The 18,506-nt window shown below is 40.7% G+C and carries 11 protein-coding genes and 1 pseudogene; 2 read left to right on the top strand and 10 right to left on the bottom strand.

The genetic code is table 11. From position 1 onward, the window contains the following. Window positions 1–153 precede the first annotated feature (153 nt). Window positions 154–327 (top strand): annotated as a pseudogene (locus HMPREF9010_RS05475) (transposase); the annotation flags it as partial. A 3-nt stretch (window positions 328–330) separates the two neighbouring features. Here the strand turns inward: HMPREF9010_RS05475 and HMPREF9010_RS05480 are convergent. The 7 genes from HMPREF9010_RS05480 to HMPREF9010_RS05510 all read right to left on the bottom strand — a co-directional run bounded on the left by HMPREF9010_RS05480 (window position 331) and on the right by HMPREF9010_RS05510 (window position 15,471). Continuing rightward, window positions 331–2,523, bottom strand: coding sequence for a hypothetical protein (locus tag HMPREF9010_RS05480; protein WP_004311265.1), 2,193 nt, complete (start codon window positions 2,521–2,523; stop codon window positions 331–333). A gap of 2 nt (window positions 2,524–2,525) precedes the next feature. Further along, on the bottom strand, window positions 2,526–4,727 hold the full coding sequence (locus HMPREF9010_RS05485; protein ID WP_004311266.1) for a HEAT repeat domain-containing protein: 2,202 nt from the start codon (window positions 4,725–4,727) through the stop codon (window positions 2,526–2,528). Window positions 4,728–4,733: 6 nt separating this feature from the next. Further along, window positions 4,734–6,908: a HEAT repeat domain-containing protein gene (locus HMPREF9010_RS05490; protein ID WP_008650628.1), complete on the bottom strand. Its 2,175-nt coding sequence runs from the start codon at window positions 6,906–6,908 to the stop codon at window positions 4,734–4,736. Window positions 6,909–6,938: 30 nt separating this feature from the next. Beyond that, complete coding sequence (locus HMPREF9010_RS05495; protein WP_004327091.1) at window positions 6,939–8,501, bottom strand: DUF6850 family outer membrane beta-barrel protein; 1,563 nt, start codon at window positions 8,499–8,501, stop codon at window positions 6,939–6,941. Between the two features lie 23 nt (window positions 8,502–8,524). Then, complete coding sequence (locus HMPREF9010_RS05500; RefSeq protein ID WP_004312956.1) at window positions 8,525–9,796, bottom strand: DUF4876 domain-containing protein; 1,272 nt, start codon at window positions 9,794–9,796, stop codon at window positions 8,525–8,527. 13 nt (window positions 9,797–9,809) lie between these two features. Further along, on the bottom strand, window positions 9,810–12,680 hold the full coding sequence (locus HMPREF9010_RS05505) for a TonB-dependent receptor (protein ID WP_004311273.1): 2,871 nt from the start codon (window positions 12,678–12,680) through the stop codon (window positions 9,810–9,812). Window positions 12,681–13,590: 910 nt separating this feature from the next. Next, complete coding sequence (locus tag HMPREF9010_RS05510) at window positions 13,591–15,471, bottom strand: carboxypeptidase-like regulatory domain-containing protein (RefSeq protein ID WP_032852935.1); 1,881 nt, start codon at window positions 15,469–15,471, stop codon at window positions 13,591–13,593. A gap of 987 nt (window positions 15,472–16,458) precedes the next feature. On the opposite strand from HMPREF9010_RS05510, the gene HMPREF9010_RS26200 reads away from it, so the two are divergent. Beyond that, window positions 16,459–16,620: a hypothetical protein gene (locus HMPREF9010_RS26200; protein ID WP_153862836.1), complete on the top strand. Its 162-nt coding sequence runs from the start codon at window positions 16,459–16,461 to the stop codon at window positions 16,618–16,620. Window positions 16,621–16,728: 108 nt separating this feature from the next. On the opposite strand, the gene HMPREF9010_RS05515 is transcribed toward HMPREF9010_RS26200, so the two are convergent. The 3 genes from HMPREF9010_RS05515 to HMPREF9010_RS05525 all read right to left on the bottom strand — a co-directional run bounded on the left by HMPREF9010_RS05515 (window position 16,729) and on the right by HMPREF9010_RS05525 (window position 18,443). Continuing rightward, window positions 16,729–17,517 (bottom strand): ParA family protein, encoded by a 789-nt coding sequence (locus HMPREF9010_RS05515; RefSeq protein WP_004311277.1) that lies wholly within the window; start codon window positions 17,515–17,517, stop codon window positions 16,729–16,731. Window positions 17,518–17,592: 75 nt separating this feature from the next. Continuing rightward, window positions 17,593–17,997 (bottom strand): DUF3408 domain-containing protein, encoded by a 405-nt coding sequence (locus HMPREF9010_RS05520; RefSeq protein ID WP_004315818.1) that lies wholly within the window; start codon window positions 17,995–17,997, stop codon window positions 17,593–17,595. A gap of 29 nt (window positions 17,998–18,026) precedes the next feature. Continuing rightward, window positions 18,027–18,443 (bottom strand): DUF3408 domain-containing protein, encoded by a 417-nt coding sequence (locus HMPREF9010_RS05525; RefSeq protein ID WP_008650626.1) that lies wholly within the window; start codon window positions 18,441–18,443, stop codon window positions 18,027–18,029. Window positions 18,444–18,506 lie beyond the last annotated feature (63 nt).

Here is an 18,506-nt window from a genome sequence, read left to right as displayed (position 1 = left end):
ACTAACTCGCAATGAATTAGTTGCCTTAAATTTTATTATTTTAGGAATATCCCTGTTTTAATGATTGGTGTCTGGAACTGGTTGAGGAGTTATACTATAGACATTTACTGAATGTCCCTGTATAGTGTCGATAATATTAAAGAAAAACTTGTTATCTCCCTATATGCCAAAGGAATGAGCGTGTCAGACATAGAAGAGGAGATGCGTGAAATCTATGAGATAGAACTGTCCACATCAGCTATTTCCATCATCACGAACAAAGTCAACCAGGCTGCTCAGGAATGGCAGAACCGCCCTTTGGATCCGGTCTATCTCATCGTTTGGATGATTCTACCTATTTTGACTTTTCAGCCTATTAATTGTTTTGGTAACTTCGTTCATTAGCTTTTGATTGGAAGTTCTAAATGTGTTAAGTTCTTTGATTATATCTGCTTTATTATAGTATAAATTATACCAGCCTAATGTTTCAGCAGCCAATATGCGAAGTTCTTCTTCTTGGCTTTCATTTTTTATAATGTTCAGTAATGGCTCAATAGCTTTAGCAATAGGTTTATTTCGGAACCTACTTATTTCGCTTTGTATCTGTTTGGTAGTACTTTCCGGACTGTCAATAAGTGCAAAATCTCTTTCAAGTCCTTTCTTTTGGCGAGGAAGGTATTCTAACAATTCATTCACATAGGAAGAATCGTAGAAAGACCAATCGGCAGCCTGTTTCTTCAATTCATTCAAAGCCATATCATGGTCGAACGTGTTGATAGCACTAAAAATTCTGAAACGATGGCGGTTTTCATGTCCGCGTAATAAATAGCTTTCTATCCATGCCGGCAACAATTCCGGATTGCAATTCTTTTCAACGTATTCCACCGCATAACGACGGATCAGTTCATAACTGTCGTTCATGGCTGTCTGCAATACATCGGCAACCTCTGTCGGATAGTTCAAAGCTAATAGGCGTAATGCTTCCAACCGCACAACGAAATAGTTCGATTCGTGGTAACTTTTCTTCAGCAACTCAACGAGACCACTATAATTTGCCATTGACAATTGACGGAGCGCCATTGCCTGCATGTCAGCCATAGGGGAATTCAGCTGTTTTTTCCAGAATGTAACATTTCCTTCCTGCGCAACTAAAGCTTGGTTGATGTCCATATCCAGCCCGGCATTATTGGTGAAGTGAAAAGTCGGGTCACCGATCAGATGATTTTCCAAGAAGCAGGTAAAACGAGTGAACTGCCCGATGCGCATACCGGCAGCTAACAAGCCGAGAAATTCATCCGGCCATTTATCTTGAATGGTGTTAACCGTACATCCCATAGTAGCAATGGTCTTACCCTTATTGAATATATAAGAGCCTACAATGTTGTCATCCAAATGGAAAGAACCGTTGAAACAAGCATCGAACAATATAAAACGCGCATTAGGAGTCAAAAGACGAATATCTTCAGTATAGATATCCATATTACGGTTTACAATGGAATCCGATTTTATTTTCTCCTCATCGAAAGCTTCCGCACACCAACTTTCAGGCACCCCATACTGCTTGGCATATTCTTTGATAGCAGCTTCACGCCCATGTTTCTTGGCGTATGAAGGCACTTTGCTTCGCAAGAATATTTTGGCATTCTCAATACTCAAATTAATACCGGAACCATTTTCATAGCCATTGATATACTGCATGGTGGGGCCACCGTGGTGATGGAATAGCATGACATCTAATCCTTCGCGCTGAATCTCGTTCAAGTATAATGGTTTCATCGGATAGCGCATGTTAAAATCATAGAACTTCACTGTATTACCCGATTTGAATATTTGCGGCAATTGCTCACGTAAGGCTATTTGCTCACCGCTCCATGCCAAAGGATCTTCAGAATTGTAACCATGGCCACGGGCCATAGTCAGTTGGTCAAATGCATTTTGCTTTGCTTTTTCGGCAACTGCCTTTTTTAAGTAATCGCGTAGCATCTGATAACGGTTCTCACCTTCTAAATGTAATGGACGGATACGGGCCGAATAAATATCCGGTGAAATATACTGTTTAGAATCAGCACGCAATGTCATATAATGATAGTCAGGTATCAAACTGTCTTGTTTAATATAATCAAATTTTAATCCGAAGTCATCATAATAACGGTCGGAAGGAACGCTTGATTTCTGCCAATTGGCTTTGGGAGACCTTTTGAAAGCCGAAGATAGATGATGTGCATCACGAATCATTGGAATAGGGATGTCACCTATAAATACGCAACCCTCCAAAGGCGTTTTCTCATTCTCATGCAATTTGACAAGTTGCTCACGAATAGGTTCGGGCCTTTTCCAATCATCAATTAGCAAGTAAGTACCTAAACCTTCTTTTTCTATACTGGTACGATAAGCATCAATTTCACTTTTCGCTTCATCATAACTTTTCTGATCGACTACAATTGCAAAAGTAGTCTTTGTTTTTATACTAGGATGTACAACTGTTTGCGCCTGCATATCCTGTAAGCACAAAGCGGTAATTGCCAAAAGGATGTATTTATTCATATTTATAAACTTAATCTTTTGATTGTCTGTTCAAGCTCTGCTTTTAAATCTTCCGGAAGATTGGCTGTTTGTTGCATCTTCTTTATTTCTTCAAGAATGTGTGGCCGTTGTACAGAATTAGTAAACCAACCTAATGCTTCGGCCATTACTACACGTACTTCCTGTGGATTACCGGCATCACGAATTACATTCAAATAATCATCCACGTGGAAATGGAATGTATAGTTACGCACATTGCGGATTGCACTGATACGTTTTGCTTCCGGTGCAGCTACATCCATCAAGGTCTGATGGACTTTTGCCTCTTGTACAAACATTCTTTCCAGGCTTCTTAGTAATCGTTTTTTCTCTTCGTTTTCATTCAAACGGTCAACTTTTGCATAAAAGTCTTCTATTGTCTTTTCTACTTTCTCTTTCGGATAAAGGCTTAAAGCCTTGTTGGCACTCATTTGTACGCGTAAGCGTTCATTATGTTCGACCAATGCTTCCACAATAGCGGGCAATAAGGAATCGTCACCTACAAATCCAGCATAAATGGCACTTTGGCGAGCTACCATTTCATAAGTATCGTTCAAACCTTCGCGTAATGCTTCGATGAAGTTGTCGTCCTGATAACGGCTCAACAACTTGATAGCTTCCATACGAACCGTATTGAAGCCACTTTCCCGGTACTTCTTCAGGAGCAACGGAGATAATTCCTTTTGGGTATCGGCGTCAGCCAGCATACGCATGGCCAAACTTTGTACATCAGCGTATGGGCTGTTTAACAAATTCTTCCAATAGGCTTTGTCATCTTTGTGTATTGTTATATCGGTACTTAAAGTATTGGCTTCGATAGGAGCAAAACGGAAAGTGGGATCACCAAACAAATGACCTTCAAGTGATACGATTAGCTTATTGTATTGCCCGGCTCGTACACCATGGGACAACAAACCAATCATTTCAATAGTCCAGCGGTCTTGCAATACGTTACGGGTATTTCCTTGTGCTACTAATGTCTGACCGTCATTAAAGATATATTGTCCTGCTATATAGTCGTTTTCGTGAAAAGAACCGTTGTAGCACGCATCAAACATTATCATCTTCGGATTAGTGGAAAGATTTCTCTTCATTAAATCTTCCGTTACGATACGTTCATCAGCGTAGTGAAGAGAGTCTGCTTCCCAGAACTTAGGATTGTCCAGGTCTTTAAAAAACACCTCATTCACTTGTCGTTTTTCCTGCATCTGAATACGTAAGGTGTCTTTGTCACGTTTTCCAACATGGGACATGACTGCATTATAAAGTGTACTCTTCAACATTTTATAACGATTATTGAAATCAGTGCATGCCAATTCATCATTAATAAGCTGCCCTGTTGGCATTCCATGTTCATGAAACATAAATAAGTCAAGGTCCTTTCGTTGCAATTCGCTGAATAACTTATATTTCATAGGGTGTTTCATTCGGAAGTTCCAATGTTTGAATCCCATTTGACGACCAAAAGCTAATGGAAAGTTCTCCATATAAGCTTTTTCGTCATCCATCCATACAATCAGGCAATCGGAATTGTAAGAAGCACCATTGAATGAGAATACCCGATCTAATTGATTATGCTTATCTGCCTTGGCAGCAGCAGCTTTCTTCAGATATGAGGCAATGGCCGCATATTTATCCCCTTCCTTTTTTTCCGGATACTTGATACGAGCTGAATAGAAAGTAGGATTTAGCCGCTGGGGACTGTCTTCTGTCAATTTGTAGTAGAAATGCTGATGATTTACTGAGTCTTGCCTGATGAACTCAAACTTTAAGTTCAGATCATCATAAAAGCGGTCGGTAGGTACGGAAGACTGATCCCAAGGAAAGGCTTTCTCATTCATTTTGAATGCAGTAGTCATGTGTTGCGCATTACGTACCAATGCGACAGGCACATCGCCGATTAAAACCAGACCTTCCAATGAAGGGCATTCTTGATATGTTTTGATGATTATCTGTTTGACTTGATCTGGATTTTGCCAGTCACCGCTGATCAGATAAGTTGCCAAACCATCATCTTCAACCGCAGTTTTGTACTGATGCATGGCATCTTTGGTATTTGCATAAGTTTGGTTATCTGTTATGATAGCAAAAGCGGTAGGTTGTTTGACCAATGGCTTTATGACTGTTGTTTGTGCATTTCCTGCCAATGGCAAAAGAAATGCCAGATATATTATTTTTTTAATCATGGCCAATTAATTTTTAAGTCTGTAATATGTACGGTCGGCTTCTTCACGAAGGTTCTCGGATAAGCTCTTATCTTTTCTCAGTTGATCGCATACCCGAAGGATGTCAGGCTTCCGATAAGAATGAGTGAACCAAGCAAAAGCCTCCAATAAACAGGTTTTTAGCTTTTCACTTTCACTGGAGTCGGTAAGTAAAGCCAAGAGGCCGTCTACACAGGCATGTGCCATATGATTTTTCAGAGAATTGCAATAAAGGATGCGCCAACGTTCGGAAGTTTCTTTGCTTAATAACTCTTTTTGCATGCTACGACTATTATTGGCATTCTCCAAAACCTTACGCATCTCCTCCTTGTCTTGCAACACATAGGTCTCAGCCATTACTTTATCAATTGCCGCCTGTACGGCTGCCTGATCAAAGACTTGAAGCCCCAAACTCACATTAAATGCCACACGCTCGGATAGGTTGTCTTCTACATAGGCTTTGATTTGCGGATAAACATACTCGTTCAGTCCCACATGTTGCATCATACGAACAGAGGTGCGACGAATAAATTCATAGGAATCCGTAATGGCCAAGTGTAAGACTTCCCGGAAGTTTTTGTCACTAATCTTCTCAAGCAATGCCAAGCAGGTGAAACGTACCATCATGAACGAGGAAGTTTCAAAAGTTTTTCTTAATAAATCAGAAATACCCGGATAGTCATTGCGATAAAGGTTGTGCAAAGCAAAATTCTGTATGTCGGCATAGGGCGACTGTAATAACTCCAACATGCGGGACTCGCTATATGGTTCTTTGAACAAAGCATTGGCATCTACCTCATTGATAGATTGAAAACGTAGAGTAGGGTCACCGGTAATGTGCGATTCGAGAATATTCGTCAATTTAGCCCATTGCCCCACTCGTGCTCCCATACCTAACAGGCCGAGCATCTCGTTTGCCATTTTATCTTGCAGTACATTGACTGAATTGGCAAAAGTAGTTACGCATTTTCCTTCCGACATGATATAACGTCCGGCAATGTAATCTTTTTCCCGGAAATCACCATTATAGCATGCATCGAAAATTACCATACGGCTATTAGGCTTAAACTCTGTAACTTCCGACAGGATAATACCGGTGCGCAGGTCTAGTAAAGAATCTTCTGCAATTACTTTGGGATCATCATAGCCTGCAATCCAAGTAGTGTCCAAACCGTATGTGTTTTTCATCATATCCAGCATTTCGTCGAAAGACTTTTTGTTGTTTTGCTTTCTACGCGCTAAACCACGATAATAGTACTTCATTGCATCTACATGAGCATTCCACCTATTAGTAGCGGGACTACCGGAAAGATATTGACGTTCGGGCATACCATGCTCATGAAAAATAGACAAGTCCAGATCTGTGCGTTTCAGCATATTAATGACATCGTCCTTGGGATAATCGCTGAAATTATAACGGATGAAACGGGCCCGTCCCTCTTTATCGAATACGCCCGGCATTTGTTCGCGAATAGTAAAGGTTTCCGGTGTCCATGCAGTCAATGAGTTAGAGTAAGAGCCATCACCTGTATAGGAGAAGAATTGGTCTAATTTATTGTTTATCTGGTGCTCAGCCACCACTTTTTTAAAATAGCGGCTGATTTGCGCATGCGGTTCTTCGCCGTTATCAACAGCTTTGACACGTGCAGAATATATGTCACACCGAATTTGCTGTGGAGATTTTATAGCCAAATAATAATAGAAGAAATTATTTTCGACACTGTCCTGTTTCAAAAAATCGAATTGTAGGTCGAAATCATCGTAGAAACGGTCGCTGGGCACTGAAGAATCTCTCCAGTCATTGTTTTTCTCATCCATTTTAAAAGCGGAAGTCATATGCTGGGCTTTGCGGAGCATTGGAATAGGGATATCACCGACAAATACCACTCCTTCCAATTTATCCTTTTTGTAGAGCTTAACAATAACTTTCTTTACATCTTCCGGTTTATTCCATTCATTGTATACGATGAACGTAGGCAACCCTTCCATTCCTAGAATCTCCTGATAGGCTTTAAGCTCGGCTTCACAAGCCTGAAATGTCCCTTTATCTGTAATTACAGCAAAAGAGGTGTCCTTTACTTTCACAGCCGGTTTAACAAATGTCTGTGCCCGCAGAGATAATATGCTGCAGAGCATCAAACTTCCAGTTATTAATTTACGCATGTTTTGTAATATAGATTTCGTTATGTAGCATTAAAAATTACATCCTAAACTTATCGATAAATGAGTACGCCCATCATAATCATAGTCAGAGGTATTTACACGATCGAATACAACTTTTGCAAATAAGTTCATACGTCTGTTTTCTCTGACTTGTTGCGAATACGTTATCGACCCGCCAATACGATAGTAATCACAGGTATAATAATTAGTCAGCCCTTGTTGTAATTCGGTTACAGTTGGATAGTCTGCATGGCTGCCACCATATACATATTCACCTCCCAGATTATTGTTATACGCAACATGAACATCTATTAAAAGCCTGCGATTCAAACTATTGCCTAAAACAAAATTTTTTTTGCCACCTAAGCCTAAAGATAAATTTTCTGCATTCTGTACAGAATTAGGCATTAAATATTCATCGTCTTGCTTGGTATAATTCACATTTAATTCTGCTTTCCAACTATATTCATTCCCGCGGTTTCTGCTTAATGCATAATTAAGAGAAGCGGTTTGTGCCTTGTACGTAGAACGGATGTTATTATATAATTCCACCCAGCCACTTTGTGATTCAGAGTTATCGCGTTGAGAAATATACTGAATACCATCGATGTTACGATTTGTATATGTGGTTCTCATATAATTGGTATAGTCCTTTCCTTCCTGAATCATCGTTAAAGAAACATGAGCAGTTTTATCTTTTACACCGGCTATTTTTTTAGGAGTCGTATAGCTCTGCTGAACAGTTTCCGCTTTTACATCGTAACTGCCCTCAAGCAGTAAATTGAAAGAGGGCATACTGAAGTTGTACTGGAGAGCTCCACCGAAACGGTCTCCAATATAATTGCTGGTTACACCGCTGCCTATTCCTTTTATGGCTGTTCCCAAACCGTATAATATATAATAGTCCTGATCCACATAAGAGTTGACATTACTCATTCTTGAGTCTTCCTTGATAGAACTATACTTGAAACTTGCACCAAACTTGTGTGAATTATTCAACTTGTAAGTAATCCCCGGCGTCAGTCCCAGCGTATAAAAACGGGTATCCACACGCGGGTCGCGCTGTTTGGCAGCTAATGTAGCTACATAATTACCTTCCAACCCCAATGCCCAATGATTACCAAGTAAAGGAGTAGCTGCACGAAACTTCAGATCGTAATATTGATTTCTCCATTTGCTTAAGTGCTGGTCTGCGACATAGTAAGGCATTCCCCTGAATGGATCGGCAATGGAGGCGTTATATCCGGCATCTGTCAGATTTTTTTGTGCAAAATTAAATGCTCCCCACACATATGCATTTTTCAGATTGATAAAGCCTTCACTGGATACACCTACGATAGCCTCTTTCTGCCCCTCTTGCGGACGGCAATAGTTTCCGTCCTGTAAGTCATATCCCAATATAACATTCGAATAATTCTGAATATCATCGAATGGCATACCGGCAGCATTCTGTGAATGAGACCATAGTCGTCTTGTTTTCAATTGTTCCATAGCGGCGGGAGAGAAGCCCTGTGCCGCTCCCACCATACTTACAAGGCAGGCTATCATTACCAGCAGGCAGCTTTTCATATAGTTCATATATTGTTTTTTCATTGTTCTGTCTTTTTAGTTAATTATTACAATGTGTGATTCCATGAAGGCATTTTTGCTCCATTACGACGCATTACAGGAACAACGCCACGTTCAAAGTCATCCGTACTGTTGTTTGTATCCTGATATATATATGTACCTGTTTCTTCGCGAATAATAGGATTACCTTCTTCGTCTGTGGACAATTTGCGAGCAATACCTAAACCGCAATAAGTAGCTCCTACCCAAGTAATACCTGCATCAAGTACACCGGGGACACGTTTTGCATTCATCTTTGACTCATTGTTTACTGCTTCAACAGCATCCAATACATATTTAATAGGTATTTTTGCATAATAAACATTGCTGTTCGGTTTGCTAAGATCTGTTGTCTTCATATTTTCATCGTTGACCGGATCCCAAGCTTCTCCTTCAGGAACACGAAAAATCACATAAGCACCTCCGAATACGGATGTCAAATATTGTGGTATACTTCCCATCTCTGCTTTTCCTTGGTAGAAAACATGTTGCATATCATAAGCTGCCTGGTCAGGGAAGTTTGGATTATTCATATTAAACTCAAACTCAGAACTACTGCCGTCTATAGGACTTTGAGGGTTATAGATGTCCAACTGATGGTTAGCGGCAAATTGAGAAATGATGCAAGATTCACCTGGCGCTAACGGATATTCGGTTCCATTTCCTGGAAATTTCCACACACGTTCTCCATATGCATAATTATTACCGTCCGCTTCCGGCCAAATAGGTAATTTAGTGGTAGCTGTACCCGGAGTTAAATTTGCGAAATAAATACCGTCCAAATACAAAATGTCAGCAGAGTTATTGTATATCTCATAGAACTGGTCTCGGAAATAGACTCCTCCTTTTTCCGGACGGCTACCGCAATAATAAATCTCCTTGAATATTAATGGGCTCACTTTAAGCCCTTGTACTTCAATATTCAATGCGCTACCATGCTTAAATAATGCCGCATTTACAGAATTGCCATTGATGTAGTATTCATTGTTTTCTGTATCGATCGCTGTACCGGATACTGTTACCGAATAAATTCCGGGGATAATTCCGTCAACTTTCACACTATTATCAGTTACTTCTTTTACATAATGTAAATCTTCATCGTAATTGTCGAACTTTACAGTCAGATCTTTCAGTGTGGATATATTTTCAACGGTAATATCCAAATATACATCCACTGTGATAGGATTCACTTCTGCTGTGCCAGACATGTCCCTGAACGAATCGCATCCTATCAAAAGGGTACTTGCCAATGTAAACAAATATATTAAATATTTTTTCATAACTTCCTAAACATTATAAAGTGAGTGATAATTCCAGCCCAAAGAAAAATCGGTTATTCAATTGAATATATGAACCCGGATTACGTTTGGATTCTCTGCGCGGATAACTTCTGAACATATTGTTGGCAAAGAAAGAAACACGTAGCATATTGCTAATTTCTTTAGTTACATTCAAGTTAAAACAAAAATAAGGACTGTATGATTCTTTTATAGCATTATTATGACTTACATTATTCAACATATATCCATATCCTGCATCCTTTACTTGCTGGGTAGTGGTATATTTCCCCTTGGGAAACATATTTACAGACGCATCTTCCAATGCTAAATAGCCCACAGGTATAGAATCGTTTCCAAATGTATTCCAATTAGACTGCTGCCAAATAGCTTGTGCTGTCATCGTAACAACAAAACCGATACGCGGGATATTGTGAGTGGCACGTAAAGTCGTTACAAATTGTTGTTTGTAACTTGCATTGCCTTCTTGAGAATAAATGGCCACCGGTTTACGGGCTGAAGCAGCATCTTCGCTATTGTCATAGAAGCTATAACCCTGACGCCAACTCTTAGTACGCATCCATGAGCCATTTATTTGGAAGGCCGTACGGATAGCATCAATACGTCCGATATTCAAATCAAATTCTAAACCTTTAGTTTCTATATTTAAATTATTAGTTGGTTTTGCATAAGTAGACAATACCGGTAGGCTACTACTAAGCTCTATCCCGTTTTCTGTGCGCTGGTATTCATTGTAGATAAATGTATTGAAGGTGTTGAAGGTTTGGCTCATTACATAACCATCCTTCAGACGCTCCTTATAAGCTATTACATTCAGATTGGTTTTACCCACTCGTAAATTAAAACCGACTTCTGCTTTATGATTTTGGGCAATCTTCAAATCTGAGTTATCTACTTGCCGAACTTCTGTGGTAGTCATAAACAAGCGCTGGCTTTCCGGAATATTTTCATTGGTAAGCTCATTTATATTGATATATTCAAAATATGCATTTTCTGGATATAAATAGAGAAGAGAAGGCATCTTTGCAGCAATACCGTAACCTCCCTGAAGACTTAATAGATTCGGAATCAAATCAATGGATGCATTTACACGTGGCGAGAAAATGCCTCCTACTACTGAGGTATGATCATAACGCACACCAGCCTGAATGTTCAAATCATGCGTACCGCTTATGGACCATTTGAAATTATCTTCCACATATGCACCAAATTGGTTAATGAAAGGAATATCCTTATAGTTACGTGGACGGAAAGATGAATTATGACCGTATTGACTACGATAAGGAGGAGTACTTGGGTCATAAGTTTTTCCTTTACCAACGTTACCGTCACTCCGGAAATCCGCACCAATCAAGATGCGGTTGTTTACATGACCGCTCGCCTTGAATAGAGAACTCGTCACTTTAGCAAACAAATTAACTTCACGACTATCGATCTCATAGTGTCCCAAATAGCTGCTTGGTAGATAAACAGCATAATGATTTATGTCTTCCGGTCCAAAATTAGTAATTTGATTACCATTGGCATCATAGATATGCTGACCTGCAAAGTTACTAAGTACCGCACCGTTTGTAGTGGTCATGGAATAAGGAGATGTAGCAGAACTGTATACGGTTTCATAATAACTGTCTTTATCCATATACGTACCTGACAATACATAGCGTAGTGTTTTTAACCAGCCCTTATTTATATTCCATGTACCATTGGTATTCAAAGTAAAACCTATATCGCGGCCTTCCGAAGCTGTTTTAGTTTGTTCATCATCAGGATTACGTTCACGTTGATCCTTACCATAAATAAAATCAAAGCTGGAATTGGTACGTAACTTATTATTAAAGAAAGTATTTGAATAGAGCAACTTTGTTGTGGCACGCTGATAGTGCTGGTAACTGGATATTGGATTATTCGTATTATAAGCATAATCTGCACTTACATTTAAAGCGCCTTTCTTTTTTCCAAGTTCAAAACCGGTTCCCATAGACACCTGATAGATATTGGGATTGGCTTTTGCTTTGACACGTAGCGGCTCACGACCAGCTTTTGTATTAATAATTACTGCTCCTGAGGTCAGATCACCATATTCAACAGAAGGGATACCACGAACGATTTGTATAGACTCTATATTTTCAGTAGAAATACTACGAACATCGGTTCCACCAGCCGGCGAGGCACCTCCGGCCAATGAAGCGGGTGTTTCCGTACCACTTAATACCGTAGGGCTCATCGCAGATAGATTAGCATTATTTGAGATGGGGGCACCATCACGAATTATTGCGGTGCCCATAGCATTCATCGGAGCTTCCGGACCACTGGAACTGGAAACTTGACGGATGTTAATCTGTTGTGCCGAACTCATATCTTGATTCTGTGAAATTCCACCTGGCATCAATGACATTACATCATATAAACTGGTCGCTTGCATATGGTCCATAGCAGAGCGGGAAATGTGAGAAGATGTGGATTTGCCTGAACGGCTGTTGGTTGCAGTTACTGTAACTTCTTTCAACTTAAAATCCTCATTCCTCATTGTAAAATTAAGAACCAAATCCTTATTTACATTTATTAAGGTGTCAATGGAGACTTTGCCCAAATATTGAATTTGCATACGAATTTTACCAGTAGGTACGTTTTCCAGTATGTATCTACCATTTTCATCAGAGGTTGTCCCTAGTGCAATTTCAGGAATAGACACAGCTGCAAATTCTAAAGGCAAACGCTTGTTGTTGTGGTCGTACTCATAAACAGTGCCTGTAAGTTTTACTTTGTAATTGTTTTGCGATTTGATAGGGAGGGCAATTCCTATGCAAATAAGTATAAACAAGTATATAATATTACACCCCAAAATACCTTTTTTCATAAGTAACATCATATTTATTAATAATGCAAAATTATATGTAAATTTTAAATTAAAACAAACCATTGTGTGTAACAAAACTAAAATTATTAAAAATACATGTTGTTTTTGTTGGTGCCGTTGCATAATCTCACAGACCTCAACCGTCTGTTGTCTAACAATATAGCAACTGCATTATATTTAGGAAAATCCAATATATATTAGTACTTTATTTAAGTTCCATACATAGTAATACGGATCTTGAGTGATTAAAAGCAAACTGCAAATCTAAATAAAAAACGGGATGGTTGTAGTTCTGATATGCTATATCTTAATACAACGCAGATAAATACTTATATTTTCATTGATAGATCTAACTAAGTTAAAAAACGGATTTTCTCCAAAATTCTTCTGATAGCTCCGTTCCAGCCTCATATTTATCGCACTTTACAGAAGCCCCAGTTCAAATATAAGGAAACTGTATCTCTCTTCGATAAAAGATCTATTTTAGGACGCAAAATTAGATATTACAAAAGATTATAAAAATACCATTTTTTGGGTATAAAAACGCATCTAATACCTATATATAGGTATTAAATATCATTGGCAATGTATGTTCCATTTCATTAAGCAAACAATTTTTTGTATAAAATACAAATAGTACTTTTTTACCCACTTAAAAAGTGCAAGAATGTATAAAAGTCCATGTGTCAGCTATAATAGGGGCATGAATAGGCATCCGTTCCATACCTGTCCCTATTTGAATCGGTCACCCCACAGTGACCGGACATTACTCACCCAATTCGGATTCTCATTACAGTAGGCAACGAAAATCTGTATCAAGTTCCAAAGCCCGAGAATCATTCCATTAAACCTGGCAGGAATTGTGACAACATGTCTGCTTGAAACAGCTACTATTATGGTATCATGCTGTATTGTTATGCTATATACCATGTTCTAAGTCAAAACTCTTTTTTTTTAGAATTGAAGGTTTAAGGCTCCATCCGAAAGTCAATATCACTTTCTCAAAATTCTTTTCTACAGCACCCTTTGTATAAGTTAGGATGTCTTTCTCTAGAAAATTTTTGAAATCAGATGAACTCATGTCTCTAAAAATGTTTATATATTCTTTTTTAAGAAATTCATTTATGGCATGTGCCGATATCTTTTTTTGCGTGCACTTTTCTATAACATATAAGTTGCTTGGTACCGGTACCATCGTGTCCAGCCCCATGAAGATATTACAGTCTACCATAAGAGTATAAGCGCCGCTCTCGGCAAGAGGTGCGGAAATGCAGTAATTGGCTTGCTCAAGCAGAGAATCCACCAGTTCTTTTGTGGAAGAACTGATACTATTGGCCAATTGTTCATATCCTCTTAGATTCAGTTGGGATATGGTCTTTTCGATAGCCGGGATGAATTTCATTCCTGGACCCAGGTTCAAATCAAATCTTTTGTAATAGACAAGAAGCTCATTCCAATCTTTGTACCGTGAAGGTTTGATGATATTTACATTGTCTATACCATGTTGTTTAAGATACTCGCCGGAGGAAAATGCATCTTCTTTGAAGGTCTGTGTGTTTCCATCCGGGAAACTTAAATAGATGGTCTTATATGTGTCTCCAGTGTTGGTCCTTGCAAAAGCTTTACATTCCTCACCTTTGAGATAATATGCTGTGGTGATGTCAAAACCATTACCGCTGGCATCATTGTCATAGCAACAATTCCACTTTACCTTATCAGATGGGAATATACGGCTTATATTCTCTATTTGGGATTTGGTGACATATCCCCCCGTGCTTATGAATGCGCATGTGGTTTCTTTAGTATAATGGTTTATTTCGTAGAAACTCATTGCGTCAATAGCGGATTCAAAGAGATATATGTCTGTAACCTTGTCAAAAGGAACAAAATTGGCCATCCAACAGCTTTGCGCCTTGTCACCACCCGTGGCAAAGGCTTTATAATTGGTATTGGTCTCTGCAAAATAGTTCCTCATTTCAAAGTTAAGGATTTCCATCTGGGAGGGTTTGCGGAATGGAAAGCCGATATGATTGTTTTTTCCTACCTGGTAGATGAACAGTCTATTGGCGAAATCCTCCACAGTCTGTGGAGAGAGCTTCCTTTGGACGGTCAAATATGGATTATCCTTTTTGATAGGACGAGGATTCCAATAATTCAAATTGGATTCAATATCATTTGGATTCAGTCCCAGCAGAGGATTGTTTACCGTTTCGGTATCTTCATTGGTGATCTGTTGAGTAGGCATTGGTACACCATCAATGACGAAGAGAGGCTGGGTTCCTCCTGTGACGGAGTTGACACCTCTGATTCTGAAAGTCATTCCGCTTGACAATGAACCGTCTGTGGGGATAATCTGTACTCCGCTGATTTTGCCTTGTAGTGCTTGCAACGTCTGCGTAGAACTACTGTTTACAATATCTTTTATATTCACAGAAGCAACGGCGGTTGCAATATCACTTTTTCGCTGGCTACCATAGCCTACAACAACCACCTCATCCATCTCTGTGACTGAAGGGTCTAGAATGATATCAAATCTTCGGTTCTTTCCGATAGTGATAGTTTTGGGCTTATATCCCAGATAACTGATGACCAGTTTTTCAGAAGGAAGTACTTTTATCGTGAACTTTCCTTCTAAATCGGTGATTACTGCATTGGTGGTACCTTCGATATTTATCGTGGCACCGATAAGAGGTTCACTCTTCTCATCCAACACTTGCCCTGAAATAGTTACTTGCTGTGCTAATGCTACAGTGAAATGTAGTATTAGAAACAATATGCTTAATAGTACTTTTCTCTTCATAGTGCAGATATTAAAGTTTATAATAAGGATTAATACAATTAGATTTAAAATGGTAGTGCAAATAAAGCGAATTATAATATCCATGTTTTGACCTATTGTACTTTTCTCTTGACCAAATTACAGACTTTTTCTTCAAAGGTAATCGCTTTCTATTAATTTCATTTATCACCGCGTAAAATTATTCGATTGGACTTTTTATAGTGAGTATTATCATGGGGAGTATTAAAAAAGATTGGATATGAAAAATAGTATGTTAAATCATTCTGTTTTCTCAAATATGCAGTGGGGTGTGAGCGCAAGGAAAAATATCTGTAGAAATTGATAATAATGTATTTTATTCAAACTTTCCATTTATCCAAACTCTATCAGTTATCTGCACTTAAATCAGGCTTTGATATTTCAAGAGTTTGGATAAATGATTAAGGATTCAGTCTGCATTAATACCGAACATAGCAGTCAGTGAACGATTGATACCTTACGTTCGCATCGTGCGAAGTCTATTCCTTTCCACACGGTTTTGCGTCCGGCTGAAGATGCACACTCGGCTTGCGCCTTGTTCCTTTGCTGTTTCTTTATACTTGAAGTTCTACAATTCGTTTCACAAAGAATTACCCTGTGGAAGTCTGCCCGCTTTCGCGTAGGGTGACGTTGAAACCTTTATCCAGGGCATTACACCATGGCATTCGCTTTCTCCACAATCCTTTACCCGCACCTCATTCGGCCGCTCTTACAATTGGCCACCCATCGGTTATTGGCTGACGGGAGAGATACGGGCTTACCAAGTTTCGCACAAATAACTGACGACCGACTTAGACTCCGCCTATCCACCAGCAGTGCGACATCCGTGTAGCACGATGTAACAGCGTACTATCCTGACTGCTTGCCTTTTGGAATGGCCCATAAATATCCGTGAGCTAATTCATAGTCACGATGGTACGGCGATTCACTTAGGTTACTCATATCAGTCAGCTTTGACATTCTTCGCCTATGATGCTTAGGTTGGAACGTCGTTGTCAAGAGGGCTTCGCACCCGACCGTTGCCAGTCACGTACGCCTCTTCAGGCTACTATTGATGGAACAATAGGTTCAGACACGATGCTGAACAATTACTTGTGTGACCTCTTGGCGCACATTACACTACTAAGGTAATGCTTTTATAGGAGAAGTCACATCTGTAAAAAACTTATTATCATGCAATTATCTTACTTTATCTTAGGCTAAAAGCCCTTATTCAAGGTGTCTGTATCCTATCATCCGCTACCGCTCGGTATCGGATTCCTCCAGACCGATGGCATGGCATATCTCCTCCACCAGTTCAGGAAGGCCGGAGTCTTTCTCCTGACGGGGATCGGGTGGAAACAGCGTGGAACGAAAGACACCCTTACAGACAGGGTCCGCCTCCTTGTTGTAGCGGAGGGTGTTCGGAATGTGTGAGGACAGCAGCCGCAGCCCCATCCTGTGGATGACCCGGTTCCAGGCATCATACAAATTCTTCCGTCCCCTTCTATCCACCATGTTCCAGAACAGCCGGATTCCTTTCAAGTTGCAGTTCCCCTTGGCGATCAGCTCCTCTTCCAGCACCTTGGTAAACTGCAGGGAACTCTGCATGACGATATTGTCCGCCTTGAGCGGGACAAAGATATAGTCCATCGCGGCAACGGTATGAACCACCCCCTCGCTGCGGAGCGTTCCGGGAAGGTCGAAGAGCACGATATCGAAAGTCTCCCCTTTTTCGTCCATATAACGCCGCAGGTCTTCCACCCCCTTTTCCGGGTCGCTTTTGATGACCGGATAGGCAGGCTTACGGATTCTTTCGTACTGCCGGTACAGGTTCACCTTCAGGTCGTCATTTTTCATGACATTCTCCATGTCCCTCTCACGCATCAGGGCGATGCTGTGCTGCGGGGAGTCACAGTCCACAACCGCCACACGCACGTCTTTGCGGTAATGCAGGACACTGGCCAGCAGTACCGTAAAGACGGATTTTCCCACGCCACCCTTCTGGCTGGCGATGGCAACCAACAACTCTTTTTCTTTTTTCATCATACTTCTTTTTCATTAAAAGTTAAACACTATTGTTTCAGAAACAAAAATAATGCTCCCATCGGGGGAGATCCCCTGTCATGGGGGACGAGCCTTTATGACCGGGCCGGGCAGGGACTCCTCCAGAATCATGTCCGTCGTTTCCCTGTATTCTTCCAGATGCCGCGAGACAAGGTGGTTGATGAACCCCTCCAGAGTGACCTTTCCGTTTCTCGAGGCTCCCGCCAGGATGGACAGTTTCCGGTGCAGGGCGGCGGGAATATGCAGCGACCGACGCTGCACGCCCGCAATGCCATGCAGGTATTCCTCCCCGTAGACGGACGGTTGCATGGGGCCATTTTTCCTTGCGGGACGTATAATGTCGTTACCGGACGTTCCACGTCTCTTCCGGGGACAGGCAGGCGCTTCCCCCATGATCTCACGGATGCGGTCCGCGTCCATCCCGCCAAGACCAATCCGCTCTTTTACGTTCTTTCCTGTCATGATATGCCTTCTTGGACAATGACAACGTTTTATCGGCGAGGTGTTCCTCCCGGCTGTCCGTCCTCATCCCAGGGACGGTAGACCTCACCGAGCAGGGAGGCGATGTCCTCCCTGTGTTCCTCCATATGGAGTTCCAACAACCGGATGATAAAACCGGAGATGCTGCCGCAGCCGGCGACCCTGACCAGCATGGCGATCCGGCGGTGCAGTCTCCCATCAATGTAGGCGGTCTTCCACTCAGCGGCTCTGGGAGCGGGAACCAGAAACCTCCTCTTGTATTCCTCCGGACCTGTCACTTTCCCTGCCCGGACCTGACTTCCATGACTTGGTATCTCCACCACTGGTTCCAGGGATGGGGAAACGGGAGCTGACAGAAGGTTCCCCGTGAGTCCGACCCTCTCGAGAACGATATCGGAAAGCCGGTTCTTTTCCTTTTCTGAATCCATATTTTAAAATCTTAAATTATTAAATTACACAACTGGTATTGTCTCGGAATACAAAATAAAGGA

Source organism: Bacteroides sp. 3_1_23 (genome assembly GCF_000162555.1).
Taxonomy (GTDB): domain Bacteria; phylum Bacteroidota; class Bacteroidia; order Bacteroidales; family Bacteroidaceae; genus Bacteroides; species Bacteroides ovatus.
This window is presented reverse-complemented; position numbering and strand designations above follow the sequence as displayed.